This is a genomic window from Pseudoduganella sp. RAF19, assembly GCF_052114165.1.
Taxonomy (GTDB): Bacteria; Pseudomonadota; Gammaproteobacteria; order Burkholderiales; family Burkholderiaceae_D; genus Rugamonas.
This window is the reverse complement of the sequence record NZ_JBFREF010000012.1, coordinates 120,076-143,432: the sequence shown is the minus strand read 5'-3', so window position 1 is coordinate 143,432 and position 23,357 is coordinate 120,076. Positions and strand designations below refer to the sequence as shown.

The 23,357-nt window shown below is 62.3% G+C and carries 23 protein-coding genes and 4 tRNA genes; 14 read left to right on the top strand and 13 right to left on the bottom strand.

Translation table 11 applies throughout. From position 1 onward, the window contains the following. Nucleotides 1–2 precede the first annotated feature (2 nt). Nucleotides 3–743, top strand: coding sequence for a UDP-2,3-diacylglucosamine diphosphatase (locus AB4Z19_RS27545; RefSeq protein WP_442025435.1), 741 nt, complete (start codon nt 3–5; stop codon nt 741–743). Here the strand turns inward: AB4Z19_RS27545 and AB4Z19_RS27540 are convergent. From AB4Z19_RS27540 to AB4Z19_RS27520, 5 genes are read right to left on the bottom strand one after another with little or no spacing between them, the layout of a single operon-like run. Beyond that, on the bottom strand, nt 706–1,323 hold the full coding sequence (locus AB4Z19_RS27540; RefSeq protein ID WP_442025438.1) for a DinB family protein: 618 nt from the start codon (nt 1,321–1,323) through the stop codon (nt 706–708). The genes AB4Z19_RS27545 and AB4Z19_RS27540 overlap by 38 nt on opposite strands. After that, the gene (locus AB4Z19_RS27535) at nt 1,323–1,772 is read right to left on the bottom strand and encodes an NUDIX hydrolase (RefSeq protein WP_442036730.1); all 450 of its coding nucleotides are present in this window, start codon (nt 1,770–1,772) and stop codon (nt 1,323–1,325) included. Before AB4Z19_RS27535 ends, AB4Z19_RS27540 begins: the two co-directional genes overlap by 1 nt. Further along, a complete protein-coding gene (locus AB4Z19_RS27530) occupies nt 1,773–2,159 on the bottom strand; it encodes a hypothetical protein (protein ID WP_442025433.1) in 387 nt (128 codons plus the stop codon). Between the two features lie 24 nt (nt 2,160–2,183). Beyond that, nucleotides 2,184–2,939, bottom strand: a complete 756-nt coding sequence (locus AB4Z19_RS27525) for a hypothetical protein (RefSeq protein WP_442025432.1) — start codon at nt 2,937–2,939, stop codon at nt 2,184–2,186. Between the two features lie 60 nt (nt 2,940–2,999). Continuing rightward, nucleotides 3,000–3,566, bottom strand: coding sequence for a DUF1439 domain-containing protein (locus tag AB4Z19_RS27520; RefSeq protein ID WP_442025431.1), 567 nt, complete (start codon nt 3,564–3,566; stop codon nt 3,000–3,002). 48 nt (nt 3,567–3,614) lie between these two features. Between AB4Z19_RS27520 and AB4Z19_RS27515 the strand changes: the two genes are divergently transcribed. The 4 genes from AB4Z19_RS27515 to AB4Z19_RS27500 all read left to right on the top strand — a co-directional run bounded on the left by AB4Z19_RS27515 (nt 3,615) and on the right by AB4Z19_RS27500 (nt 6,637). Next, the gene (locus AB4Z19_RS27515) at nt 3,615–4,319 is read left to right on the top strand and encodes a DUF72 domain-containing protein (protein WP_442036728.1); all 705 of its coding nucleotides are present in this window, start codon (nt 3,615–3,617) and stop codon (nt 4,317–4,319) included. A gap of 124 nt (nt 4,320–4,443) precedes the next feature. Then, on the top strand, nt 4,444–4,818 hold the full coding sequence (locus AB4Z19_RS27510) for a GntR family transcriptional regulator (protein ID WP_395407349.1): 375 nt from the start codon (nt 4,444–4,446) through the stop codon (nt 4,816–4,818). Then, nucleotides 4,815–5,672, top strand: coding sequence for an ABC transporter ATP-binding protein (locus AB4Z19_RS27505; protein WP_442025429.1), 858 nt, complete (start codon nt 4,815–4,817; stop codon nt 5,670–5,672). The genes AB4Z19_RS27510 and AB4Z19_RS27505 overlap by 4 nt, the downstream gene beginning before the upstream one ends. After that, nucleotides 5,669–6,637, top strand: a complete 969-nt coding sequence (locus AB4Z19_RS27500; protein ID WP_442025428.1) for a hypothetical protein — start codon at nt 5,669–5,671, stop codon at nt 6,635–6,637. Before AB4Z19_RS27505 ends, AB4Z19_RS27500 begins: the two co-directional genes overlap by 4 nt. A gap of 1 nt (nt 6,638) precedes the next feature. Here AB4Z19_RS27500 and AB4Z19_RS27495 read toward each other — a convergent pair whose 3' ends face one another. From AB4Z19_RS27495 to rnr, 6 genes are all read right to left on the bottom strand, one after another. Further along, the gene (locus AB4Z19_RS27495; RefSeq protein WP_442025427.1) at nt 6,639–7,451 is read right to left on the bottom strand and encodes an outer envelope protein; all 813 of its coding nucleotides are present in this window, start codon (nt 7,449–7,451) and stop codon (nt 6,639–6,641) included. A gap of 12 nt (nt 7,452–7,463) precedes the next feature. Beyond that, the gene (locus tag AB4Z19_RS27490) at nt 7,464–9,350 is read right to left on the bottom strand and encodes a methyl-accepting chemotaxis protein (protein ID WP_442036726.1); all 1,887 of its coding nucleotides are present in this window, start codon (nt 9,348–9,350) and stop codon (nt 7,464–7,466) included. A 122-nt stretch (nt 9,351–9,472) separates the two neighbouring features. Further along, nucleotides 9,473–10,165, bottom strand: a complete 693-nt coding sequence (locus AB4Z19_RS27485) for a YceH family protein (RefSeq protein WP_442036758.1) — start codon at nt 10,163–10,165, stop codon at nt 9,473–9,475. 19 nt (nt 10,166–10,184) lie between these two features. Then, nucleotides 10,185–10,928, bottom strand: coding sequence for a serine O-acetyltransferase (gene cysE, locus AB4Z19_RS27480; protein WP_442027860.1), 744 nt, complete (start codon nt 10,926–10,928; stop codon nt 10,185–10,187). A 119-nt stretch (nt 10,929–11,047) separates the two neighbouring features. Then, nucleotides 11,048–11,794 (bottom strand): 23S rRNA (guanosine(2251)-2'-O)-methyltransferase RlmB, encoded by a 747-nt coding sequence (gene rlmB / locus AB4Z19_RS27475; protein ID WP_442027861.1) that lies wholly within the window; start codon nt 11,792–11,794, stop codon nt 11,048–11,050. Between the two features lie 113 nt (nt 11,795–11,907). Beyond that, nucleotides 11,908–14,448, bottom strand: a complete 2,541-nt coding sequence (gene rnr, locus AB4Z19_RS27470) for a ribonuclease R (RefSeq protein WP_442036724.1) — start codon at nt 14,446–14,448, stop codon at nt 11,908–11,910. Between the two features lie 224 nt (nt 14,449–14,672). Between rnr and AB4Z19_RS27465 the strand changes: the two genes are divergently transcribed. Next, a tRNA-Leu gene (locus tag AB4Z19_RS27465) sits at nt 14,673–14,757 on the top strand. A gap of 63 nt (nt 14,758–14,820) precedes the next feature. Here the strand turns inward: AB4Z19_RS27465 and AB4Z19_RS27460 are convergent. Then, nucleotides 14,821–15,219 (bottom strand): VOC family protein, encoded by a 399-nt coding sequence (locus AB4Z19_RS27460; protein WP_442029800.1) that lies wholly within the window; start codon nt 15,217–15,219, stop codon nt 14,821–14,823. A 550-nt stretch (nt 15,220–15,769) separates the two neighbouring features. Here AB4Z19_RS27460 and AB4Z19_RS27455 point away from each other — a divergent pair. The 5 genes from AB4Z19_RS27455 (at nt 15,770) to AB4Z19_RS27435 (ending at nt 19,006) form a co-directional block, all read left to right on the top strand. Then, on the top strand, nt 15,770–17,617 hold the full coding sequence (locus tag AB4Z19_RS27455) for an ABC transporter ATP-binding protein/permease (protein ID WP_442036722.1): 1,848 nt from the start codon (nt 15,770–15,772) through the stop codon (nt 17,615–17,617). A 1-nt stretch (nt 17,618) separates the two neighbouring features. Further along, nucleotides 17,619–17,703 (top strand) — tRNA-Leu (locus AB4Z19_RS27450). 187 nt (nt 17,704–17,890) lie between these two features. Further along, the gene (locus tag AB4Z19_RS27445; protein WP_442029137.1) at nt 17,891–18,688 is read left to right on the top strand and encodes an APH(3')-I family aminoglycoside O-phosphotransferase; all 798 of its coding nucleotides are present in this window, start codon (nt 17,891–17,893) and stop codon (nt 18,686–18,688) included. A 116-nt stretch (nt 18,689–18,804) separates the two neighbouring features. After that, nucleotides 18,805–18,889, top strand: a tRNA-Leu gene (locus AB4Z19_RS27440). A 32-nt stretch (nt 18,890–18,921) separates the two neighbouring features. Continuing rightward, nucleotides 18,922–19,006 (top strand) — tRNA-Leu (locus AB4Z19_RS27435). Nucleotides 19,007–19,057: 51 nt separating this feature from the next. On the opposite strand, the gene AB4Z19_RS27430 is transcribed toward AB4Z19_RS27435, so the two are convergent. Further along, a complete protein-coding gene (locus AB4Z19_RS27430) occupies nt 19,058–19,903 on the bottom strand; it encodes an NmrA family NAD(P)-binding protein (RefSeq protein WP_442036720.1) in 846 nt (281 codons plus the stop codon). A gap of 88 nt (nt 19,904–19,991) precedes the next feature. Between AB4Z19_RS27430 and AB4Z19_RS27425 the strand changes: the two genes are divergently transcribed. The 3 genes from AB4Z19_RS27425 (at nt 19,992) to AB4Z19_RS27415 (ending at nt 23,346) form a co-directional block, all read left to right on the top strand. Continuing rightward, nucleotides 19,992–20,420 carry a winged helix-turn-helix transcriptional regulator gene (locus AB4Z19_RS27425; RefSeq protein WP_442029245.1) on the top strand — a complete coding sequence of 143 codons (429 nt, stop codon included), beginning with the start codon at nt 19,992–19,994 and terminating at the stop codon, nt 20,418–20,420. A 42-nt stretch (nt 20,421–20,462) separates the two neighbouring features. After that, entirely contained in the window at nt 20,463–22,565 is a 2,103-nt protein-coding gene (locus AB4Z19_RS27420) for an ATP-binding protein (RefSeq protein ID WP_442036718.1), read from the top strand. Nucleotides 22,566–22,803: 238 nt separating this feature from the next. Then, nucleotides 22,804–23,346 (top strand): phasin family protein, encoded by a 543-nt coding sequence (locus AB4Z19_RS27415; RefSeq protein ID WP_442026495.1) that lies wholly within the window; start codon nt 22,804–22,806, stop codon nt 23,344–23,346. Nucleotides 23,347–23,357 lie beyond the last annotated feature (11 nt).

Below are 23,357 nucleotides of genomic sequence, written 5' to 3'. Positions count from 1 at the left end.
TCTTGATTCTCCTCATCTCCGACCTGCACCTACAGCCGGAGCGCACTGCGTTGACGGAAGCGTTCCTGCGCTTCCTCGACGAACGCGCGCTGCAGGCCAAGCAGCTATACCTGCTGGGTGATCTGTTCGAATATTGGGCGGGCGACGACGATCTGTCCGAGCCTTTCCATCAGCAGATCGTGTCTGCCCTGCGCCGCGTGAGCGACGCGGGCGTGCAGCTGTTCTGGATCGCGGGCAATCGCGATTTCCTGGTCGGCTCCGCCTTTGCCGACGCCTGCGGCCTGACCCTGCTGCCCGAAACCTGGGTGATCGAGGCTGGCGGCCAGCGCATCGCGCTGCTGCATGGCGATGCCCAGTGCACGGACGATGTGAAGTACATGGCATTCCGTGCCCAAGTGCGCCAGCCAGCGTGGCAGCAGCAATTCCTGTCCATGCCGCTGGAGCAGCGCAAGCAGATCATTGTCGGCCTGCGCGAGAAGAGCAAGGAAGGCCACGCCGAGAAGTCCTACGAAATCATGGACGTTACGCCGCAGGCGATCGCGGACGTGTTCGAACAAACCGGCACATCGGTCATGATCCACGGTCACACGCACCGCCCTGCCCTGCACGTGGTGGATGGCAAGCGCCGTTATGTACTGTCTGACTGGGAACCCGAGCTCTCGCCCCCACGCGGCGGCTGGATCGCCATCGCCGACGACGGCAGCATCACGCGCCACGCGCTCGATGGCTCGGTGATTCAGTAGGCCACACTTCCTCTTCGGTCCATCCAAGTTCAGCGAAGTCCTGCCTGCGCAGGGGGGCTTCGCTCGCGCAGAAAAACTCATCGAGCTGGGGCGGCGCGACAGGCGTCGAGGACAGCATCGCGTGCACCTGGCCGCGATGGTGGATCTGATGCTCGAACACGTGCGCCAGCAGGCGCTCGCGCGTGTCGCGCTGTTCATGATCGATGCGGGCGATGACTACGATGTCGTTGAGCGCGTCGTCGCTTAGCTGGCTGGTGTAGTCGATCAGGCGCTGGTCGGAGGCGCGCTGGGCGGCCCATAGCTCGGCGCAATTTGCGAATGGTTCTTCCGGGCGAAAGAAGCTTTGGTAGTCGGGATGCGGTGGTTCGCCGCGCAGGTTGCGATCCAGCGCGTCGATGTAGAACCAGTCCACGGTGAGGATGTGGTTCAGCGTCGCTTTGATCGACGGGAAGAAGCCGGTGCGCGGAGCTTCGAAATCGGCTTGCGTAAGCTGCGCACAGGCGCGCAGCAGGCGGTGGTTGGCCCAGGCGTTGTTGTAGGCGCAGGCACGCAGATGGCGCGACAGGCGATTCGAGGGCATCACGCGGCTCTCGCTGCCACCGGCGCCGGAGCATGTTCGGCGGCGCCACCGGCAGCTTGCGTCGCGGCGCGCGCGGCGTCGCTCCATGCGCCGATGGAGGCGCGGTAGCCGGCTGGCAGGCGCTCTGGCAGCATGTCCGGCGCGAACAGGCCGAGGCGCTTGTGTTCGTGGCTGATGGCGGCGTTGAAGGCACCTTGCAGCGTGCAGGCATAAGTCGCGATGAACACGTGTTTACCTGGAATGACTTCAAACAGATAACTGTCCAACGGAGCTCCGACCGCGACATCAAGATTCAGCTCTTCACGGATTTCACGCGCCAGGCATTCGGTGGCGGATTCGCCCAGCTCGATACGGCCACCGGGCAGCTCCCATTCTTCGCGTTCGTTCATCAGCAGCACAACTTCGCCGGATGGCGCGGCCAGCACGCCCTTGATGGAAACTGGGTACATTCAATCTTCCTCGTGCAAGCCATTGATGCCGTCGGCGTCCTGCAGGATGGCGTGCAGCGCGGTGTAGAGCGCCGCAACTGCCGGTGGACGGGGATCTTTGCCGAGCAGGCGGGCCATCAGGCCGCTCTCGGCGAAGACAAAGGCTTGCCAGCCCTGCTCAGCATTGGCGCAGGCGATGTACAGATCGCAATCGGACGCCGTCACCGGCACGCACCAGCCGAAATCTTCAGGAATCGCAGGACCGGCGGGCTCAAAGCCTTGCGGCGGCAACTCGGCAGCCAGCCACTCAGCAAGCTGGCGGCCAAAGATGCCGGGATTGGTCAGTTCGTCCTCGCCGGGAATCGCTTCGAAGCGGGAGGACTGGAACATCAGGACAGGACTGTGCATGCCGATGCTCCTTCCCGGCGGTGCTCAGCTGCGCGGCAGCGTGGCGAAGGCCGCGTTAAGGCGGCGGATCAGGGGCTGGTTCATGGAATGCGTGTGGCGGTTCCAGTGATCCATGGTCTTCTGCAGTTCATTCTGCAGACGCTGGGCCAGTTGATACTCGCGCATATTGGCAGCCCAGATGGCGAATTCGGCGCGCGCTTCGAAACTGCCGAAGCGGTCCACGGCCGACTCGAATTCCGCCCGTGCTTCGTCATTACGACCAGCGGCAGCCAGGGCTTGCGCCAGCAGCACACTGGTTTGCTCGGGACGGAAGTTGCGGTCGGTGCGGCGAATAAATTCCAGATGCGTGATCGCCTCGGCGGGACGCGCGCAGGCGATATTGGCCCGTGCGGCGCCAAGGCGAATGTCCATGTCGCTCGCAAAGGCGCCTTGCAGGCAAGCTTCATACGTCTTGGCGGCTTCCTGCGCCTCGCCAGCCTCGAGCAGCGCTGCGGCCAGGCGCATCTGATTCTGCGCGGTCGGCGTGAAATCGAATGCGGCACGCGCATCGCGCAGTTCGCGCGTCGGGTCCAGCGCTTTCGCGGTGGCCGCCACAACCTTGCGCGCGCCATGTTCGATACGCGAATTCGGCAGGTAGATGCCAAAGAAGTACACGACACTGCCCAGCAGCGGGAAGCTGAACAGGATCAGCAGCCAGTACATTTGCTGGCGGCTGCGGATGGCGTGGATAGCGAAGAAGATCGCGACCAGGATGTGAAGGCCGACTCCGATAAACGGCATTGCTGAGACTCCGAATTATTTGATGGAGTTCATTATAAGCAATGTCCGCTTATTTCTGGCTTAGCGCCCTTCACGAACCGGTTCAAGATGGATTGTGAGCCCGTCCGCTGTTGCACGAATGCTGGTTGGCTGGAACTGGACGCCTGCATATCGCAAGTCTTCCGGCTTGAATGTGTACAAAGGCACATCGCGCACCAGCGAATCGGCCAGCACATTGCCGATGGCGCCCAGCTTGGCCTGGGTGTGCTCGTCCATGCCGTTAATGATGAAATTGTCCATGCGCGCATCGGCGAGATAGACGGCGTTGCGCACGTTGTCGACTTTGAGGTAACCCGACAATGTCAGGCTGCCCTGCCAGCCGCTGCGCGCCAGCAGCGAATTGACGGAAAGGTCGGTGCTCAGCGCGAGACGATCGGCGCCGCCGTCCGTGCTTAATTGGGGACGTACCAGTTCAATGTCGAACAGGCCAAGCGCACGGTGATGCACGGGGAATCGTTTGTCCAGGCCGTGCTGCAGGCGGGCCATCGGGACGTCGATGTCGCGCGGGCCAATGATGGACGCGCAACCTGCCAGCGTGGCGGCGGCAATGCAGGCGGCAACGATGAATGTGCGGCGGATGACGGTCATGCAAGATCCTTTGTTTTAGAGTTGACCGCATCTTAACGGGGATTAGCGATGAATGGTTTACGCCTGGGTGTTGCCGGCTGGTCGATTCCGCGTGCGGACGTGGGCTCTTTTCCCGCCGATGGCAGTACGCTGCAGCGTTATGCAGCCGTGTTCAATGCGGTTGAAATCAATTCATCGTTCTATCGTCCGCACAAGCCGGAGACTTATGCGCGCTGGGCCGACAGCGTGCCTGACCAATTCCGTTTTGCCGTCAAACTGCCAAAGACCATCACGCACGAGGCGCGGCTGCTCGGCGCCGAGACACTGATGGACCGTTTCGCCGGCGAGGCAGGCGCATTGGGCGCAAAGCTGGGATGCGTGCTGGTGCAGTTGCCGCCGTCGCTGGCTTTTGAGGCCACGACAGCGCAGGCGGCGCTGGCCGCGCTGCGGGCGCGTTTCGATTGCCTGCTCGCTTGCGAAGCGCGGCACGGGACGTGGTTCGCCGATCCCGCGACCGCGCTGCTGCGCGAATTCGGCGTAACGCGCGTGATCGCGGACCCGCCAGTCGGCGAGCCGGGACCGTATGCCGCGACTTCGGCGACGGCCTACGTGCGCTTGCACGGCAGCCCGCGCATCTATTTTTCGTCCTACGAGCCGGAGCGCCTGGCGCGTGTGCGCGAATGGCTGGCCACCCAACAGGACGCCTGGTGCATCTTCGACAACACAGCATCCGGCGCAGCGGTGCCGGATGCGCTGGCGTTGATGCGTACTTAGTAAGCAAAGCAGATATTCCCTTCCGCCTCGTCATATTGCAAAATAAACACTTGCGCGGCGAAGTTTTAGTGTTATAGTTCACTACAACACCAGTCCATTAACACACCACTGGAGGAGCCGCAGTATGTGGAATGAAAACACGCCGATCTATCGCCAGCTCAAGGAGCGGGTCATCGGCATGATGCTGGACGGCTTGCTGAAGCCGGGAGACGCCCTGCCCTCTGTACGGCAGGTCGCCGCCGATTATCAGTTGAATCCGATCACCGTCTCCCGAGCCTATCAGGAGCTGGTTGATGAAACCTTGGTAGAAAAACGGAGGGGATTAGGTATGTACGTCACAGAAGGCGCTGTCGATAAGCTGCTGTCCACCGAACGCGATCGCTTCGTGCGCGAAGAATGGCCTGCGATGGTCGAGCGCATTCGCCGCCTGGGCCTGGACATCGAACAACTGCTGCGCGCCGCCGCCGTACCGCCGGCGCCGAACGGAGGCCGGGCATGAGTGCGCTGATTACGGCGAAAAACCTCAGCAAGCGTTACGGCAAGACGGCTGCGCTGGATGCCGCCAGCTTTGAAGTGCAGCCCGGCCGCATCGTCGGCCTGATTGGCCCCAACGGTTCCGGCAAGACCACCACGCTGAAAGCCATCCTCGGCCTCACGCAATTCGAGGGCGAGCTGACTGTGCTGGGCATGGACCCGCGCCAGCACCGCGATGAGCTGATGAAGGATGTCTGCTTCATCGCCGACGTGGCGATCCTGCCGCGCTGGCTGAAAGTCAAGGACGCCATCAATTTCGTGGAGGGCGTGCATCCGCGCTTCAACCGCGCCAAGGCCGAGAAATATCTGGCCGCGACCAAATTGAAGCCGGACACCAAGGTCAAGGCCATGTCCAAGGGCATGATCGTGCAGCTGCACCTGGCGCTGGTGATGGCCATCGACGCCAAGCTGCTGATCCTGGACGAACCGACGCTGGGCCTGGACATCCTGTACCGCAAGCAGTTCTACCAGAACCTGCTGGAAGACTACTTCGACGAGAACAAGACCATCGTCATCACCACCCATCAGATCGAGGAAGTGGAGCACATCCTGTCCGACCTGATGTTCATCCGCGAAGGCAAGATCACGCTCGCCGCTTCGATGGACGAAATCGGCGACCGCTACACCGAAGTCATGGTGCAGCCGGAATTTCTCACTGCCGCCAGCGCGCTGCAGCCGCTGTCGCAGCGCACCGTGTTCGGCAAGGCTGTGATGCTGTTTGACGGCGTCTCGCGCCACCAGCTGGAGCGCTTCGGCGAGATGCGTACGCCCAGCGTGGCGGATCTCTTCGTGGCCAGCATGAAAGGAACCTACGAATGAAAACGATGAAATGGCTGCTCCAGCGCGAATACTGGGAGCACAAGGGCATGCTGGTGTGGGCGCCGCTGGCGGTGGGCGTGGCGCTGGTGCTGATCAGCGCCGTGATGCTGATGGCCGGGCACAACGTCGGCTTCGAAGTCAATGGCCACGCCTTCAACAGCATGACCACGGTCGACATCGCCCCCGAAGAACGGGCGCAGATTGCCCAGGTGGCGGCGGCTGCCTTCCCGATGGTGGCGATTCCGGTCTACGCCATGCTCGGCTTCCTGGTGTTCTTCTACTGCCTGGGCGCCCTGCATGACGAGCGCCGCGACCGCAGCATCCTGTTCTGGAAATCGCTGCCGGTGTCGGATGCGCAAACAGTACTGTCGAAAGCCGTGATCGCGCTGCTGGTGGTGCCGCTGATTGTGCTCGGCGTCGCCTTTGCCGCGTCGCTGCTGATCATGCTGATGGCGGGCCTGGTGCTGGCGTCGCACGGCGCCAATCTGTTCGGCGCCTTGTTCAGCTCCGGCCAGTTCTGGCTCACGCCTTTGCGCATGCTGTCGCTGGTGCCGATCTATATGCTGTGGGCGCTGCCCTCGGTTGGCTGGCTGCTACTGGTATCGAGCTGGGCGCGCAGCAAGACCTTCCTGTGGGCCGTGGCTGGTCCGATGCTGGCCGGCGGCCTGCTGATCTGGATCGAGCGCGTGTTCCATCTGCCGCTGTTCGCCAAATGGTTCTGGGACAACGTCGTGATGCGCCTGCTGCTGAGCGTTGTGCCGGGCCAGTGGATCATCTTCAGCGACCATGCCCGCGAAGCCATGGAGCAGACCAGCCCGCACGACCAGCCGATCCGCGTCGCGATGGAATTCTTCCAGCAAGCCTGGACATCGCTGGGTTCCGGCACCTTGTGGAGCGGTGTGATTGCCGGCGTGGCGATGATCATTGCGGCGGTGTGGGTCCGCCGCTGGAGCGAAGCAAGCTAAATCAGAAATGGTACTCGGCGCGGACCATCGGGGTCTGCGCCAGGCTGCCCGGCACGTTCGAAGGATTACCGAACTTGTTGCGCCAGTATTGGTACTCGAAGCCCGCCTTCAGCTTGCCCGCCTTCAAACCCACCGCCGAACTGCAATCGTACATAACCTGCATGTCCAGATTCGTTTCAGCGCCGGTGGGACCACCGAATTCATCGCGGCCCTTGCTGCCGATGTAGTTCACATAGCCTTCGAACGACCAGCCGCTGCCGCCCAGCGGAATGCCCCAGGAAGCATTCAGCATCGCATGCGTGTCGTAGTGATAGCGGCTGGCGACGCCGATCGGCGCATTGCTCTCCCAGATCGCCAGCAAGCTCACGTTCAGGAAACCCGGCACATCCACCATCAGGGTCGGTCCCGCCACCAGCATGCGCTTGCGCGAAGCGTAGCTCTTGTCGTTCTTGTGGTTGATGTCGAAGCCCGCCGTCAGCCCCAGGCCGCGCAGGCCGAAGCCCTTGAATTCGTGGCCGGTGACCTTGCCGACGTCCAGCGTGTGGCGGTACAGCAGATAGGCCTCGGTCGCGTTGTCGTCGCGGTCATCGGACTTCAGCACGTCCAGGTTCATGTAATTGCCGCCATACTGATAACCGTCGGCGTGCGTCAGGAAAACGATATGCTTGTGGATGTCGTTCGGGTTGTACGGCTCGGCGAACTTGGTCCCATAGCGGTAGCCCACGGAAGTATCGCTCCAGTCAAACGCCGCCGCCGGCTGGGCCGCGCCCAGTGCCAGGGCCACCACACCAGCCGCCTTGAAGAATCGATTCATGTGTTCTCTCGTTTAACGTAGTCTCGGGGTGGCATCCAGTTTGAACAGGCCAACCACCTGCTCCAGCTGGGCCGCCTGCTCGCTCAGCGACTGCGCCGCTGCTGCCGCCTGCTCCACCAGCGCGGCGTTGCGCTGGGTGGTGTCGTCCATCTGGCCCACGGCCTCGTTCACCTGATCGATGCCCAGGCTTTGTTCCTGGCTGGCGCCCGCAATCTGCGCCATCAGTCCTGTTACTTCGCGCACCGACCGCACGATATCGTGCATGGCCACGCCCGCCGAATCGGCCAGCTTGCCGCCATCCGCCACGTGCTGCACCGAGGCCGTGATCAGCTCCTTGATTTCCTTGGCCGCTGCCGCACTGCGCTGCGCCAGGTTGCGCACCTCGCTGGCCACGACGGCAAAACCGCGGCCCTGCTCGCCGGCGCGCGCTGCCTCCACTGCTGCATTCAGAGCCAGGATATTGGTCTGGAAGGCGATGCCGTCGATGACCCCGATGATGTCGGCAATCTTGTTCGAGCTGGCGGTGATGGACGCCATCTTCTCCACCACCTGCCCCACCACCTCGCCACCGCGTTTGGCGGAATCGGAGGTGCTGGCCACCAGCTTGTTCGCTTCTTCCGCGTGCGCTGCGTTGTTATGCACGGTGGACGTCAGCTCTTCCATTGCCGCTGCCGTTTGTTCCAGATTGGAGGCCTGCGCCTCAGTGCGCGCCGAGAGATCCATATTGCCGCTGGCGATGTCGCCCGTGGCGTCGGCGATGGCGCGGCTGCTTTCGCGCACGCGCAGGATGGTGGTATTCAGCGATTCGACGAAGCGGTTGAATGCTGCCGCCAGCGCGCCGATTTCGTCCTGCGATTCGACCGGCATGCGGCGCGTCAGATCGCCGCCGCCGCTGGCAATATCTTCCAGCAGTTGCGCCGCCTGCGCCACCGGCGCTGCGATCGCGCGGCTGATCACGAAGATGGCCAGCATGCCCACACCGCCACCAATCACGGCCGCAATCAGCGAAGTCATGGCCGCGCCGCGCACGATCCCGGACAGCACTTCGGCTTCCGGCACTTGCGCGATCAGATAGGCATTCACCTCCGGGATGAAGGACGACGCCACCAATTGCTCGCCGCCGTCAGCCTTGTAGTGGTCCGCGGTGTAAGCCGCGCCGCCCAGCAGGCGCCTGGCCAGATCGGCCGACATGCCCGGCATATCTTTCAGCTGGTGCTTGCCGTCCACCAGCTTGGGATCGCGGTGAATCAGGATGGTACCGTCGGCGCGCACCAGGTACACATAGCCGGATTGTCCCAGCTTGTAGTTGCGCACCGTCTGCGCCAGCGTGTTGACCGCCAGGCCCAGGCCGGCAACCGCCAGCTTGCCGCCCGGCGTTTGCGCACGCGAGTTAATGAACAACATATAGGAATCGGCACTGACATCCTTGTCGATCACCATCTCGTACGGCGCATTACTGTTCAGGAAGCCGTAGAACCAGGCGTCGCGCCCCTCGCCTTCTTTCAAGGTGCGGTCATAGCCCTTGTCGGTATAATACTTGCCGGTCGCCTTCGACACCCAGAACACGGTCGCCGCATTGTTCTTCGCTTTCAGGTTGCGCGCCAGCGCCACCCAGTTGTCGACGCCTTCGTCGCCCAGCCCCGCATCTTCCCAGGCATACAGGAAGGTATTGTTGGCGACCGTTTGAGATACCGCCAGTGGCGTCGCGATCTGGTGCAGGACGTCGTTGCGGATGGCCGCCACCTGGGCCGGCAGCTCGTGCTGGCCGACGCGTTCGCGCGCCGCCCGGCTGGTCTGCATGATACTAAGAGTCGATGAGATAGCGATGAACAGCAGCAGGCACAGGCCCATGCTGAGCAGAAGCTTGTGCCGGATGGACAAGCGGCGAAGCAATTCCATGTTCCCCTCCCAGAGTCGTCGATATTGTTATGGACTCAGCATATCAACGTCGCCCGGGAGGCCACAATCACTAGTGATGCGCTTGCGCAACAATAGCTACTATAGGGATTGGAACATACTAATTACTCAAACGAGCGTTTGAAGGCGATGAAAGCCGCCGTCAGCGCGGACATCTCGGCACGCAGCGCATGCACTTCGCGCTCCAGGGCTGCGACGCGCTCGCTGTCGGCGCCGCCACTGCGCCCGCTGTCCGCAGTACCGCCACCTGCGCCGGCTGGCGCGTGCGCCGAGCCGCCGTAAGCACCCGCCGTCGCATCGCGCGCCAGCGATTCCTCGCCGCCCAGCAGCTGGCCGTAGCGCGGTTCGCGCGTGCCCGGCGCCTGCACCGAGGCCACCAGCGGCGGATATTTATCCATCAAAAACTGCAGGCCGGTTTCCACCTCGGCCACCGACTTGAATTCATACAGCCTGCCGCTGCGGGTGCGGATCTCGCCCGCAGTCTGCAAACCACGCAGCATCAGGATCGCCATGATGGCTACCTTGTCCTGCTCCAGCGACCACTTGATGCGCATGCGGTGCTCGTACTTGGTCACGCGCGAGCCGGACTGGTTGACGGAATTGACCAGCTTCTTCTCGGTCAGACGCGCCAGCACATCGGCTACCGTGTCTTCCGACAACTGCATCACCGGATCGCGGCTCGACAGCTGATTGCAGCCATTGGTCAGCGCGTTCAGGGACAGCGGATAGTTATCCGGCGTGAGGCCTTCTTTCTCGGCCAGTACGGCCAGTACGCGGATTTCAAAGGGGTCCAGAATATCGTCCAAAGCAGTCTCCTTAATCCACGAGTTTATTCAGCTGTGCGGGATCGAATTTATCGCACGCCTCGATGCTTTCGCAATGCAGCCCGGCCGCCTTCATGGTGGCCACGATACGCTCGATTTGCTGCTCTTGTGTGACAGCGTGATTGATCAGGCCATGCAGCGCCTTCGACAGCGGGTCGTCGCCGTTCGGCGTCACGCCATACGCGGCAAACAGGCGCTCGGTCGGGCTGATACGCTGCTGGTCCTTTTGCACGATGTGCGCGGGATTGCCAACTGCCGTACCGCCCGGTGGCACAGGCTTCAGCAGCACGGCGTTGGAACCAACCTTGGCATATTCGCCCACCGTAAAGCCGCCCAGCACTTTGGCGCCGGCGCCCACGATCACGCCGCGCGCCAGCGTCGGATGGCGCTTGGTGCCCGTGTGCAGCGTGGTGCCGCCCAGCGTCACGCCCTGGTAAATAGTGCAGTCGTCGCCTACCTCGGCCGTTTCGCCGATCACCACGCCGAAGCCATGGTCGATGAAGACGCGGCGGCCGATTTTCGCGCCGGGGTGGATTTCAATGCCCGTGACAATCCGCGCCAGATAGGACAGGAAGCGGCCCAGCCACTTCATGTGGTGATGCCAGCACCAGTGCGCCCAGCGGTGCACCACGATCGCGTGCAGGCCCGGATAACAGGTCAGCACCTCCCAGCCATTGCGCGCGGCAGGGTCGCGCTCGATGATGCTGTTGATGTCGTCGCGGAGGTGGGAAAACATAGGGGGCGCGCGTGATTGTTCAGAAATCCATCATAACGCATCCGCAACGCCCGTGCAGATGGCCAAACCCGAGGCAAAGGCAGGTGGCAGGCACATCGTGCCTGCCACCCGGTTTTGGGTCAGGTTTCAGAAGCGATGCGTTGGCGGCGCGCTTCGTACAGGCAGACGCCCGAGGCCACCGACACGTTCAGCGACTCAACGGAACCGAACATCGGAATCGACACCAGCACATCGCAGGTCTCGCGCGTCAGACGGCGCATGCCCTCGCCTTCCGAGCCCATCACGATCGCGGTCGGGCCGCGGTAGTCGCCTTCGTACAAGCCCTTCTCGCCATCATCGGACGTGCCGATCAGCCAGATATCGCGTTCCTTCAGTTCGCGCAGGGTGCGCGCCAGATTGGTCACGGTAATGTACGGCACCGTCTCCGCCGCACCGGAAGCCACCTTGGCGGCGGTCGCGTTCAGGCCCACCGAGCGGTCCTTCGGTGCGATCACCGCATGCGCGCCGGCGCCGTCGGCCACGCGCAGGCAGGCGCCCAGGTTGTGCGGATCGGTGATGCCGTCCAGGACCAGCAGCAGCGGCGGGCCGTCGATGGCGTCCAGCAGCTCGTCCAGGTTGCGCGCCAGCGCCAGCTGGGACGCGAAGGCGATCACGCCCTGGTGGCGGCGGGTGCCGACGATCTTGTCGAGACGGGCCGATTCAACCGGCATCACGCGCACGCCAGCCGCTTTCGCGTTGGCGATCAGGTCTTTCATGCGGCGGTCGTCGCGCGTGGCGTCCACGAAAATCTCTTCAACGCTGGACGCTTCGTGGCGCAGGCGCGAGGTGACGGCGTGGAAGCCGAAAATCATTTTGTTCTTGCTCATGGTGCTCTCGGGTGCGTTAGCGGCGCGGGATGGGACGCAATGGCGGATCGATGATCCGCCCTACGCCGCAGCGCGGCCCCAATATCGGCGCCGCGCCGGCGCCGCCGGGGTGGTTATCGTTTCTTCTTGCTCTTCGCGGACTTGGTCACGCGTGGTGCAGCCTTCGGGTTGGTCTTGGGCTTGCTGCGCTTGAACGCTGGCGCCGCCGGTGCGGCCTGCGTACGGCCTTTGGCGCGTGCGGCCGGCGCCTTGGTCGGCGCCGCGCCACGCGGGCTGATGCTTGGCGCCGGTTTGGCCTTAGGCTTGCGGCCACGCGGCACCATACCCTCTTCGTCCTCGAAGGTATCGAAATCGCCGAAGGAGCCTACCAGGCCGCCGCCTTTGCCGCGGCCGGATTTTTTCGGCGATGGCATCGACATCACTTCGCTGTCGGCCAGGCGCAGGTCGATCTTGCGCGATTCCAGGTCCACGCGCACCACTTGCACGTTCACGCGGCCGGTCAGCTGATAGCGCTTGCCGGTGCGTTCGCCGCGCAGTTCATGGCGCGCTTCGTCGTACTGGAAGTAGTCCGCGCCCAGGTCGGTGATGTGCACCAGGCCTTCCACGAACAGCTGGTCCAGCTGCACGAACACGCCAAAGGTGGTCACGCCGGTGATGATGCCGCTGAACTCTTCGCCCAGCTTGTCCTGCATGAAGTAGCACTTCAGCCAGGCTTCCACGTCGCGCGACGCTTCATCGGCACGGCGTTCGTTGGCCGAGCAATGCACGCCCAGCGCATCCCACACAGTCAGGTCGCCGGAGGCCTTCTTCGGCTCCCGGCCTTCCTGCTTGTCCTTCAGCTGCTGGCGGCGCTGCGCGTTCGAGATCGTGGTATTCAGCACGCTCTTGTCGGCGATCTTCGGCTCGTACTTCCTGCCCTGCAAAACCGCCTTGATGGCGCGGTGCGTCAGCAAGTCCGGATAGCGGCGGATCGGGCTGGTGAAGTGGGCATAGGCCTCATACGCCAGGCCAAAGTGGCCGATATTGTCCGGGCTGTAGACCGCCTGCTGCATGGAGCGCAGCAGCATGGTTTGCAGCAGGTTCGCGTCGGGACGCTCCTTGACCTTTTTCATCAGCTCCGCGTAATCGCGCGCCACTGGCGTATCGCCACCGCCCAGGGACAGTCCAACCTGCTTCAGGAAGTCGCGCACCTGGGTGAGCTTTTCCTTGGTCGGGCTGGCGTGAATGCGGTAGGTGCCGGGGTGTTTGTGGCGCAGCAGCAGATCCGCCGCGCACACGTTCGCCGCCAGCATGCATTCCTCGATCAGCTTGTGCGCATCGTTACGGGTGCGCGGGATGATCTTCTCGATCTTGCCGGAAGGGTTGCAGACGATGTAGGTTTCGGTGGTCTCGAAGTCGATCGCGCCGCGCTCCAGGCGGGCCTTGAGCAGCGCGTGATAGACGTCGTACAGATTCTGCAGGTGCGGCACCAGCTCGGTACGGCGCGCCGCTTCCGGTCCCTTGGTGTTGCCCAGAATGGCCGCCACTTCGGTATAGGTGAAGCGCGCGGCGGAGTGGATCACGGCCGGATAGAACTGGTAAGCCTTGATGTCGCCTTGCGCCGTAATCACGGCATCGCACACCAGGGTCAGACGGTCCACACGCGGATTCAGCGAGCACAGGCCGTTCGACAGCTTCTCCGGCAGCATCGGAATCACACGGCGCGGGAAATAGACCGAAGTGCTGCGTTCCAGCGCATCAGTATCCAGCGCATCGTTCGGCTTGACGTAATTCGAGACGTCGGCAATTGCCACGATCAGGCGATAGCCCTTGCTGCGGCCGATCTTCACCGGCTCGCAATACACGGCATCGTCGAAGTCGCGCGCGTCTTCGCCGTCGATGGTCACCAGCGGCACGTCGCGCAGATCGACACGCTCGCCCCAGTCGGATTCGCGTACCGAATCCGGCAGCTTGGCGGCCTGCTTCAGCGCGGCGTCCGAGAACACATGCGGCACGCCGAACTTGCGCACGGCAATTTCGATTTCCATGCCCGGGTCGTCCATATCGCCCAGCACTTCCACGATCTTGCCAACCGGCTGCTTGAAGCGCGCCGGCTGCTCGGTCAGTTCAACGCTGACGATCTGGCCGCTCTTGGCCTTGCCGACGCCGCCTTCCACCAGGATGTCCTGGCTGATGCGCTTGTCTTCCGGCGCCACGATCCAGACGCCGTTATCTTTCAGCAGGCGGCCGATGATGTGGGTGGTGCCGCGCTCGACCACTTCCACGATCGTGCCTTCCGGACGGCCGCGGCGGTCGTAGCCGGTGACGCGGGCCAGCACCTTGTCGCTGTGCAGGACCTTCTGCATCTCGCGCTCGTTGAGGAAGATGTCCTCGCCCGGCTCGTCGGGGATCACGAAGCCATAGCCATCGCGGTGGCTGCTCACGCGCCCGGCGACAAATTCGGAATGATCGGCCAATACATAGAAGCCATTCACGTCGGACATGATCTGTCCGTCGCGCTCCATGGCGTTCAGGCGGCGCGTCAGCACCGCATGGGAATCGGGTTTCACCTTGAGCTGCAGCGCCAATGCGCGCAGGTCGAGCGGCGCTTTCGCGCTGCGGAAGATGCCGAGGATATCCTCTCGGCTCGGAATGGTGTGTGTAGACTGGTTCAAAAGAGATTCGGTCGTTTTATTATTGCTCGTAGTGTACCGGAGGTCGGCCTGAATTCCTAACGAGTGAAATATGCTCGCTGGCCTTTGACATCTGAAAATATTCCTCTATAATCACGCTCTCTCGCAGCAATGCGGGGGCGCAGTAAAGGGTTGATGTGCAGCGTGGAACGAAAGTTCATCTGGCGCAAAACTCTCCAGGGCGTTATAATAGCAGAAGTTGCAATGCCCACGTGGCGGAATTGGTAGACGCGCATGGTTCAGGTCCATGTGCCGCGAGGTGTGGGGGTTCGAGTCCCTCCGTGGGCACCAAAAATTCCGTAAGAAAGCCGCAAGCTCTTTCGAGTCTTGCGGCTTTTTTCATTTCCAGCCCGGTCAGGCTTGCGGCGCCATCCACACCAGGTTCCACAGGTGGCCATCGATGTCCTCAAAGCCCTGGTCGTACATGAAGCCGTGATCCTCAGGCGGATGCGGAATGCGGGCGCCGGCGGCTGTGGCCTTGGCGATCAGACTGTCCACCTCTTCCCTGCTCTCGCAATTCAGGCAGATCACCACCTCATTCGCCTCGGTCGCCCGGACCACCGGCTTGTTGATGAGCGACTTGAAGAAGCTTTCGGTCGTCAACATGACGTTGATCGCGTCTTCGACGACAACCATCATCGCCGCGTTCTCATTGCTGAATTGCCCGTTGAAGCTGAAACCGAGTGCGGAAAAGAAAGCCTTGGACTTGCCCAGATCCCTGACCGGCAGGTTGAAGATGACCAGCTTGTTCATGATGTCGCCTCTTTAAAAAGTGGATCGAATTGTGTACTTCCATCCCGACGACGAACCATGCCGCAGGAAATCGACAAGCACAAGAAAAAACTTTGCCGCCCTCATTCCGCTGGCGCCGCCACCTCATTACCAGGGAAAAATGAATAGCGCCGTTCCCGCGGCAAGATAGACGTGGCGCCGGCGAGTTCTCGCGATAGTGGCGTGCGCAACGAGCAGAACCGCGAATGGGCTGCCCAGCAGCGCAGAACCAATGGCGTAGGAGATTGGAGCGCGGCGCCAGTCCAAAGTCAAAAAATTTGCGACTGTAGCCGCCACGAAGATTGCCGCCGTGAACGCAGCGAGGGGATGAAAGCGAAGCGGTTTCATTTGGCCGCAATGAATTATTGATTCTCCTAGTCTACAGATCAGCAATCGGACAAAGTGCACACAATGTCACTTGGAAGAGCTCGGGACGTAGCCTCATGGCGCGCACGCTATGTCCGTTTCCGCACCGAACAGGTTTGCGGCGAGTCGTATGCTCAGCATATAGCCATTTTGCAATTTACTGACGATGAGCACGCGCACTTCAGCCACCAATGAAGCACCAGCCGATGAGACTGCGGCAAAGCCGAAAAAACGCCGCCGGGTTCCCTTGCTGTCGCTCGCCGCATGGAAGCAGTTCGTCAATGTCGCGAAGCCTTATTGGCTGGAGGACGAAAAGGCGAAGGCCTGGAGCCTGCTCTTGCTGCTGATCGTCCTGATGCTGATCGACACCAAACTGGCAGTCATGCTGAACAACCAGACTGGCGAAATGACCTCTGCGCTGGCGGCCAGAAATAGCGGCAGATTCTGGAATTCGGTGCGGGCCTGCCTTTTTATTCTGGCGGTTGCCGTGCCCGTCTACGCCTTCTATTACTACATGCGCGACCTCTTCGCCAACCACTGGCGGCGCTGGCTCACCAGCCATTTCCTTGATGGCTACCTGAAGGGGCGCAAATATTATGAGCTGGGTGCGGACGGCGAAATTGACAATCCCGACCAGCGTATCAGCGAAGACATCAACACCTTCACCGGCAGGTCCATCAACTTCCTGCTGATTTTTTTAGGCTCAATCATGCAGCTGGTGGCCTTCAGTGCCGTGCTGTGGTCAATCTCGCACATGCTGGTGGCAGTGCTGACCGTGTACGCGCTGCTGGGCACGGTCGTTGCCATCTATATTTTCGGCACGCCGCTGATTCAGCTGAACTTCTGGCAGCTGCGGCGCGAGGCGGACTTCCGCTTCAGTCTGATGCGCTTGCGCGAGAATGCGGAATCCATTGCCTTCTATCGCGGCGAAGCGCAGGAGCGTGCGCACATCGACAGCAAGTTCGACAAGGTCTTTCACAATTTTGCGAGATTGATCAAGAAGCAGCGTGCGCTGAACTTCTTCCAGCGCTCCTTCAGCCAGCTCACGCTGGTGCTGCCGGGCGTTATTCTGGCCGGAGGCGTTCTGTCCGGCGAGCTGGAAGTGGGACGGGCGGTACAAGCAACCGGTGCGTTTACCGCGGTGCTCGCGGCCGTGGGCGTCATTGTCGAAAACTTCGAAAGCCTGAGCCGCTTCGTGGCAGGCATTGGGCGCTTGCAGGCATTGTCCAACCTCGTGGAGCCGAGCCCGGCAAGCAAGACCGACGACAAGCAGCATCCGCGCATTCAAACGCGCCCAGGCGAGCATCTCGCGCTGGAAGCCTTGACGCTGCATCCCCCGCAATCCGAACGCGTGCTCATCAAGGAACTGAGCCTGATCCTGAAGCCAGGCGATGCCCTGCTCATTACCGGCGACAGCGGCTGCGGCAAAAGCTCGCTGTTGCGTGCGATAGCGGGTTTGTGGAATACAGGCAGCGGCGTGATTCATCAACCGCCCATCGAGGACTTTTTCTTCCTGCCGCAGCAACCCTATCTGCAATCGGGCACGCTACGCAGCCAGCTCATCTACCCCAGCGTCGAGTCAGACCTGAGCGACGAACAGTTGCTGGAAATACTGGAACAGGTTCATCTGCCCAGACTGGTCGAGCGCGTGGGCGGCCTGGATGCGGTCAATGACTGGGAAAAGTTGCTATCGGTCGGCGAGCAGCAGCGCCTGGCGTTCGGACGCGTGCTGGTGCACAAGCCAAACATCGTCATCCTCGACGAAGCCACCAGCGCACTCGACAGCGGCAACGAAGCCTCGCTCTACGCGCGCCTGCGCGACAGTGGCGCCACGCTGATCAGCGTCGCACACCGCGCCGCCGTGCTGCGCCACCACACCCACGTGCTGCGTCTGATGGGCGACGGCGAATGGGAAGTGCACGACGCGAGCGCTTATGAATTTGATGCACCAGTTGCTATTGACGCCAGCCTCGCCGTCGGTCACAATGCGCCCCGCTGTTGCAACGCACAGTAATGCCCACGTGGCGGAATTGGTAGACGCGCATGGTTCAGGTCCATGTGCCGCGAGGTGTGGGGGTTCGAGTCCCTCCGTGGGCACCAGGAATTCCGCGAAAAACGCCGCAAGCTTTCATGAGTTTGCGGCGTTTTTCTTTTCTACAGCGCCGACGTGCCTGACCCGCTTCATGGGCCGCCCGGCCGGCGGTCTGTTGCACCTGATCCTGCACCACAAGCAGTGCTCGCGTGATGTTAAGATCGACAACCATCGCGATCCACCCGGAGTCCTCGCTTGAACCGTGAACATCCCTGCGCCGCCGTGCCAGTACCTGCCAGCATTGCGGCACACATCGAAGGCTATACCTGGTCGCGCAACACTGTTGGTGAATCCGGCGGCGCCGTCTACCATCTTCACGGTCAGCCAGACCTGTATCTGAAGCATGGCCGGGGAACTGTCGCCGACGACCTGCTTGCCGAAACCACCCGCCTGCGCTGGCTCTCGGCGCATATCGCCGTTCCCGCCGTCCGCCAATTCAGCTGCGACGCCAGCGAAGCCTGGCTGCTGATGGACGCCCTGCCCGGCCGGACCGCCTACGAACTGCTCGCCGCAGCACCGGAACGTGGCCCCGCCATCGTCGACGCCATTAGCCGATTCCTGCAGCGACTGCATGCCATCCCCGTCACCGATTGCCCATTCAACAGCAGCCTCGAATTCCGCCTCGCCCGTGCCCACGCGCGCATGGTCGCCGGGCTGGTTGATGAAGACGATTTCGACGACGAGCGCGCCGGCCAAACCGCAGCCCAGGTCTGGCAAGAGATGACCGACCTGCTGCCAATGGCCGCCGATCCTGTCGTCACCCACGGCGACTTCTCGCTGGATAACCTATTTGTGCAGGATGGCGAAGTGGCCGGCTGCATCGATGTTGGCCGCGCCGGCATCGCCGACCGCTATCAGGACCTGGCCATCCTGCACAACTGCCTGGGCGAATTCGGGCCGGACCTGCAACGGCAGATGTTCGAAAGCTATGGCGTCCGCCAGCCGGACCAGCGCAAATTACGCTTCCACCTGATGCTGGACGAGTTTTTCTGACAAGGCGTGGTAAATAATTTCACAAAAGCACAAATTGCACTTGACCGAAACCGCTTCGACCTTTAAGATGCGTGCCTTCTGTTGCTGAACACCGCAACGGAGACAAAGAAAACAGCGCCCACGTGGCGGAATTGGTAGACGCGCATGGTTCAGGTCCATGTGCCGCGAGGTGTGGGGGTTCGAGTCCCTCCGTGGGCACCAAACGCTGTTTTCAAAGTCACTGCAGTACCAGTGCCCACGTGGCGGAATTGGTAGACGCGCATGGTTCAGGTCCATGTGCCGCGAGGTGTGGGGGTTCGAGTCCCTCCGTGGGCACCACAGAATTCCGCTAAAACGCCGCAAGCTTTCACGAGCTTGCGGCGTTTTGCATTACAGCGCTGCTTTTACCGCATCCGCCAGCGTGCGCGGCGCGCGGCCAATCAGGCGCTCCAGGGTGCGCGTGTTGTCATCCAGCGCACCGCCCGCTGCGGCGGCGTCGGAATCCGAAATCAGCTCGGCATACACTTCCGGCACACCCAGGCCAAGCAGCACTTTCTTGAACTCCGCCTGCGGCAGATCCTGATACGCAGCCTCGCGGCCGGATTGACGCGCCACTTCGGCAGCCAACTCGGCCAGGGTGAACGGCGCACTGCCGCCAAGCTCGTACACCGGCTCCGGCGCTGCCGCCGTCAGCACCGCCACTGCCGCCGCCGCATAATCGGCGCGTGCCGCTGCCGCGATACGGCCATTGCCCGAGCTGCCCACCACCGTGCCATGCGCTGCGCCGGCCTGGATGCGCGAGCTGAAGTTCTCGTAGTACCAGCCGTTGCGCAGGAAGGAGAATGGCAGGCCGCTGGCGCGGATCGCCTGCTCGGTGGCCACGTGTTCCGCCGCCAGGCCGAGGCGCGAAGTGTCCGCACGCAGCACGCTGGTGTAGGCCAGCAGCTTCACCTGCGCGCGTTTGGCCGCATCGACCACATTACGATGCTGGGCGTCACGCTGGCCAATCTCGCTGGACGAAATCAGCAGCACTTTCTGCGCGCCGTCGAAGGCCGCATCCAGCGACGCCGGATCGTTATAGTCGGCACGGCGCACCACCACGCCGCGCGCAGCCAAGGCGGACGCCTTGGCCGGATCGCGCACTGCCGCCACGATCTGCCCTGCCGGCACTTTCTCCAGCAGTCCTTCAATTACCAGTTGGCCCAGTTGGCCCGATGCGCCCGTAATCACGATCATGATGTTTCCTTTCAAAGTCAGTTAATCGATGGGCGTATAATAGGACCGATACTAACGAATTGTAAGTACGTACCTTTTGGTAAGTGCCATGAAAACATCCAAATCCCTGCGCGCGGCTCTGGCCGTCAATAACGCGGCCCGCCGCGGCGAAGTGCTGGCGGCCGACTGTCCCTCGCGAATCGTGCTGTCCCACGTCACCAGCCGCTGGGGCGTGCTGATCCTCGTCGTGCTGCTGGGCGGCATGCACCGCTTCAGCCAGTTGCGGCGTGAAATCGGCGGCGTCAGCGAGAAAATGCTGTCCCAGACGCTGGATGCCCTTGTGGCGGACGGTTTCGTCGACCGGGTGTCGCTGCCCGTGATCCCGCCCCACGTCGAATACACGCTCACGCCAATGGGCACCGAAATCGCCGGGCGGCTGGAGGTGCTGGTGGACTGGATTGAGGATAATTTCCCACGCATTGCCGCCGCCCGCGCCGAGCGTGCCGCCGCGAATTCATCTGAGGACGCCGTCTTGTAATACACTTGGGGACAGGCAGGCCAACGGAAAGGCGCGGCATACTTGGACCCCACGCAAACCATCCTGATTGTGACAGGCACGGACTTCGATCTGGCCGGGTTGGAGCTTGCGCTCGCGCGCCACGCTTTTCGTGTGCAAGTCGTCAACAAGGGCGACAGCGCACTGGAAGCGGTCGAGGCTGGCCACATCGCGCTCGCGCTGCTGGACGTGGCCATCGCCGGCAGCGCCAGCTTCGAGCTGTGCCAGCGCCTGTCGTCCCACCACAACGGGCGCCGTTTGCCGGTGCTGCTGATGTCCGCCCGCCCCTGCGACGAAGAACAGCAGCGCGCCGCCCTCGCCGGCGCCGATGGCTATATCCGCATGCCCTTCTCGTCCAGCGCCGTGGTCGAAAAAATTCTGCTGCTGACGGGCTCCCATTCCGGTCCGCCCCTGCTGGGCACCCTCGAAGTGAATTACCACATGATGATGGCCGGCTCGCCGGACGCCATCATTCTGCTGGATGCCGACAGCGGCTATCCGATCGACGTCAACCTGAACGCCGAGCGCCTGTTCGGCCGCAGCGCCGAAGAATTGATTGCGCTGCCGCTGCTGTCGCTTTGTCCGCCGCTGCAGCCCGATAGCCGCACCTCGGCGGCCGTGCTGATGGAGCTGGTCGAGCGCGTGGCGGCCGGCGAAATCCGCGTCTACCAGCTCTCCCTGCTGCATTCGAGCGGGCACCAGATCGACTGCGAAGTCCGCATGATCCTGATCGACAAGGACGGCCGCCGCCTGCTGCATATGCGCCTGGTCGACGTCACCGGACAGCTGCTGGCCGAGGCGCTGCGCGAAGGCCAGAACCGCCTGCTGGAAATGGTCGCCCGCGGCGCGCCCCTGCAAGCCACGCTGGACGCGCTGGTGCAGCTGATCGAAGCGCAAACCGAAGGCGTGATCTGCTCGGTGATGCTGCTCGACGAATCAGGCACACGTATGCGCTGCGGCAGCGCGCCCAATCTGCCGCGCGATTATCTGGTTCTGCTGGAAGGGCGCGAGATCGGTCCCATGGTCGGTTCCTGCGGCACCGCCATGTTCCGGCGCGAGGCGGTGATCGTGTCCGACATTGAAAGCGATCCGCTGTGGGAACCCTATCGCGCACTGGTGGCGCCGTTTGGCCTGAAAGCCTGCTGGTCCATGCCGATCCTGATGGACGAAAACACCGTGCTCGGCTCCTTCGCCATGTACTACCGCGCCGTGCGCCATCCGACGGCCGCGGACCAGCGCCTGATTGGCGTCGCCAGCCATCTTGCCGGCATCGCGATCGAGCGCACGCGCGCGGAAGCGGAATTGCATCGCCACCGCGCCAAGCTGGAAGAACTGGTGCGCGAACGCACCGCCGAACTGACCCAGGCCCAGCAAGCCCTGGTCCAGCGCGACAAGCTGGCCGCGCTGGGTACGCTGGTCGCGGGTGTCGCGCATGAATTGAATACGCCCATCGGCAACAGCCTGATGGTGGTCAGCACCATGAGCGATCACACGGCGGAAATGGTGGCGCGCCTGGAACAGGGCCTGCGCCGCTCCGAGCTGGTCGAATACGTGAAACAGGCGGGCGAAGCGGACGCCGTCCTGCTGCGCAATCTGAGCCGCGCGGCAAACCTGATCAGCAGCTTCAAGGAAATCGCGGTCGACGTGCCGGATGCGCAGCGCCGCGAATTCGTGCTGGATGAATTTGTCGCCCAGCTGATGCTGCCGCTGTACGCCGCCGTCAAGCAGCCACGCCCGCAGCTAGTGCAGGATATCCCGCCGGATTTGCGCATGCGCAGCTACCCCGGCCAATTGGGCCAGGCCATCACCAATCTGTTCGCCAACTGCCTGCTGCACGCCTTCCCTGCGCACAGCGATGGCGTGATCACGATCGCCGCCCGCGTCGGCGAACCGGACCAGATGCTGCTGACGGTGTCCGACAACGGCGTTGGTATCCCGCCTGAAAATCTGCGGCGGGTGTTCGATCCCTTCTTCACCACCCGGCTTGGCGCGGGCAGCTCCGGCCTCGGCCTGCATATCGTGCACAACATCGTGACGGGCGTACTAGGTGGCCAGATCGACGTCGAGAGCAAGCCCGGCCAAGGCAGCCGGTTTACAATGCGGCTTCCCATGAATGCACCGCTATGAAACGTCTCGCCCTACTCCTCGCCATGCTGGCCGCGCCCGTGCTTGCGGAGCCAGCGCCATGGTATTGGTGGATCAGCAAAATCGATGGCCACCGCAGCTGTTCGCAATACCCCCTGGGCCCCGGATGGGAAAAAGGCCAGGGTCCATATCGCGATCCCCGTTGCACAAAGCCGTGGCGTGGGAAATAATGAAGTAAAAGCAAGAAGCAAACGAAGTATCCAACCAGAGAGGAGAAAGTATGTTTCAAAATCCCGAGCAGTTCGCCGCCGCCACCAAAGCGCTGTTCCAGTTTCAGCTCGAAACCTTCAATACTCTGACCGAAAAGGCCGTGCATGGCCTGGAGCAGGTGGTGGACCTGAATATGACAACCGCCAAAACCGGTGTCGAACAAAGCATGGCCACCAGCCAGCAGATGGCCCAGGCCACCGATCCGAAAGCGGCAATCGCCGTAATGTCGGCCCGCCTTCAGCCCGGCATGGCCGCCACCAACGCCTATAACCGCCAGCTGACGGAAATCATTACCGAGATCCACAACGAATTCACCAAGGCTGCCGACGCCCACCTGGCTGAAGCCAAAAACAACCTGAGCGCCTTGATCGAAGACGTCACCAAAAACGTGAAACCAGGCTCGGAAAACGCCGTCCAGATCGTCAAAGCGGCCATCGAAAACGCCTTCAGCGGCTACGAGCAGGTTACGAACGCTACCCGACAAGCGGTAAGCGCCTTCGAACAGCAAATCGCCAAGGTTTCCGAACAGGCGGAGCACCTGGTCAAAAAATAGTGCTTAACTAG

Coding starts and splice junctions, on each gene's coding strand:
- AB4Z19_RS27510 (WP_395407349.1), top strand. CDS start 4,444: ATGTGGAATGAAAACACGCCGATCTATCGCCAGCTCAAGGAGCGGGTC.
- AB4Z19_RS27425 (WP_442029245.1), top strand. CDS start 19,992: ATGAAAACATCCAAATCCCTGCGCGCGGCTCTGGCCGTCAATAACGCG.
- AB4Z19_RS27540 (WP_442025438.1), bottom strand. CDS start 1,323: ATGCCCTCGAATCGCCTGTCGCGCCATCTGCGTGCCTGCGCCTACAAC.
- AB4Z19_RS27500 (WP_442025428.1), top strand. CDS start 5,669: ATGAAAACGATGAAATGGCTGCTCCAGCGCGAATACTGGGAGCACAAG.
- AB4Z19_RS27535 (WP_442036730.1), bottom strand. CDS start 1,772: ATGTACCCAGTTTCCATCAAGGGCGTGCTGGCCGCGCCATCCGGCGAA.
- AB4Z19_RS27525 (WP_442025432.1), bottom strand. CDS start 2,939: ATGCCGTTTATCGGAGTCGGCCTTCACATCCTGGTCGCGATCTTCTTC.
- rlmB (WP_442027861.1), bottom strand. CDS start 11,794: ATGAGCAAGAACAAAATGATTTTCGGCTTCCACGCCGTCACCTCGCGC.
- AB4Z19_RS27430 (WP_442036720.1), bottom strand. CDS start 19,903: ATGATCGTGATTACGGGCGCATCGGGCCAACTGGGCCAACTGGTAATT.
- AB4Z19_RS27490 (WP_442036726.1), bottom strand. CDS start 9,350: ATGGAATTGCTTCGCCGCTTGTCCATCCGGCACAAGCTTCTGCTCAGC.
- cysE (WP_442027860.1), bottom strand. CDS start 10,928: ATGTTTTCCCACCTCCGCGACGACATCAACAGCATCATCGAGCGCGAC.
- AB4Z19_RS27515 (WP_442036728.1), top strand. CDS start 3,615: ATGAATGGTTTACGCCTGGGTGTTGCCGGCTGGTCGATTCCGCGTGCG.
- AB4Z19_RS27505 (WP_442025429.1), top strand. CDS start 4,815: ATGAGTGCGCTGATTACGGCGAAAAACCTCAGCAAGCGTTACGGCAAG.
- AB4Z19_RS27460 (WP_442029800.1), bottom strand. CDS start 15,219: ATGAACAAGCTGGTCATCTTCAACCTGCCGGTCAGGGATCTGGGCAAG.
- AB4Z19_RS27455 (WP_442036722.1), top strand. CDS start 15,770: ATGAGCACGCGCACTTCAGCCACCAATGAAGCACCAGCCGATGAGACT.
- AB4Z19_RS27530 (WP_442025433.1), bottom strand. CDS start 2,159: ATGCACAGTCCTGTCCTGATGTTCCAGTCCTCCCGCTTCGAAGCGATT.
- AB4Z19_RS27415 (WP_442026495.1), top strand. CDS start 22,804: ATGTTTCAAAATCCCGAGCAGTTCGCCGCCGCCACCAAAGCGCTGTTC.
- AB4Z19_RS27520 (WP_442025431.1), bottom strand. CDS start 3,566: ATGACCGTCATCCGCCGCACATTCATCGTTGCCGCCTGCATTGCCGCC.
- AB4Z19_RS27495 (WP_442025427.1), bottom strand. CDS start 7,451: ATGAATCGATTCTTCAAGGCGGCTGGTGTGGTGGCCCTGGCACTGGGC.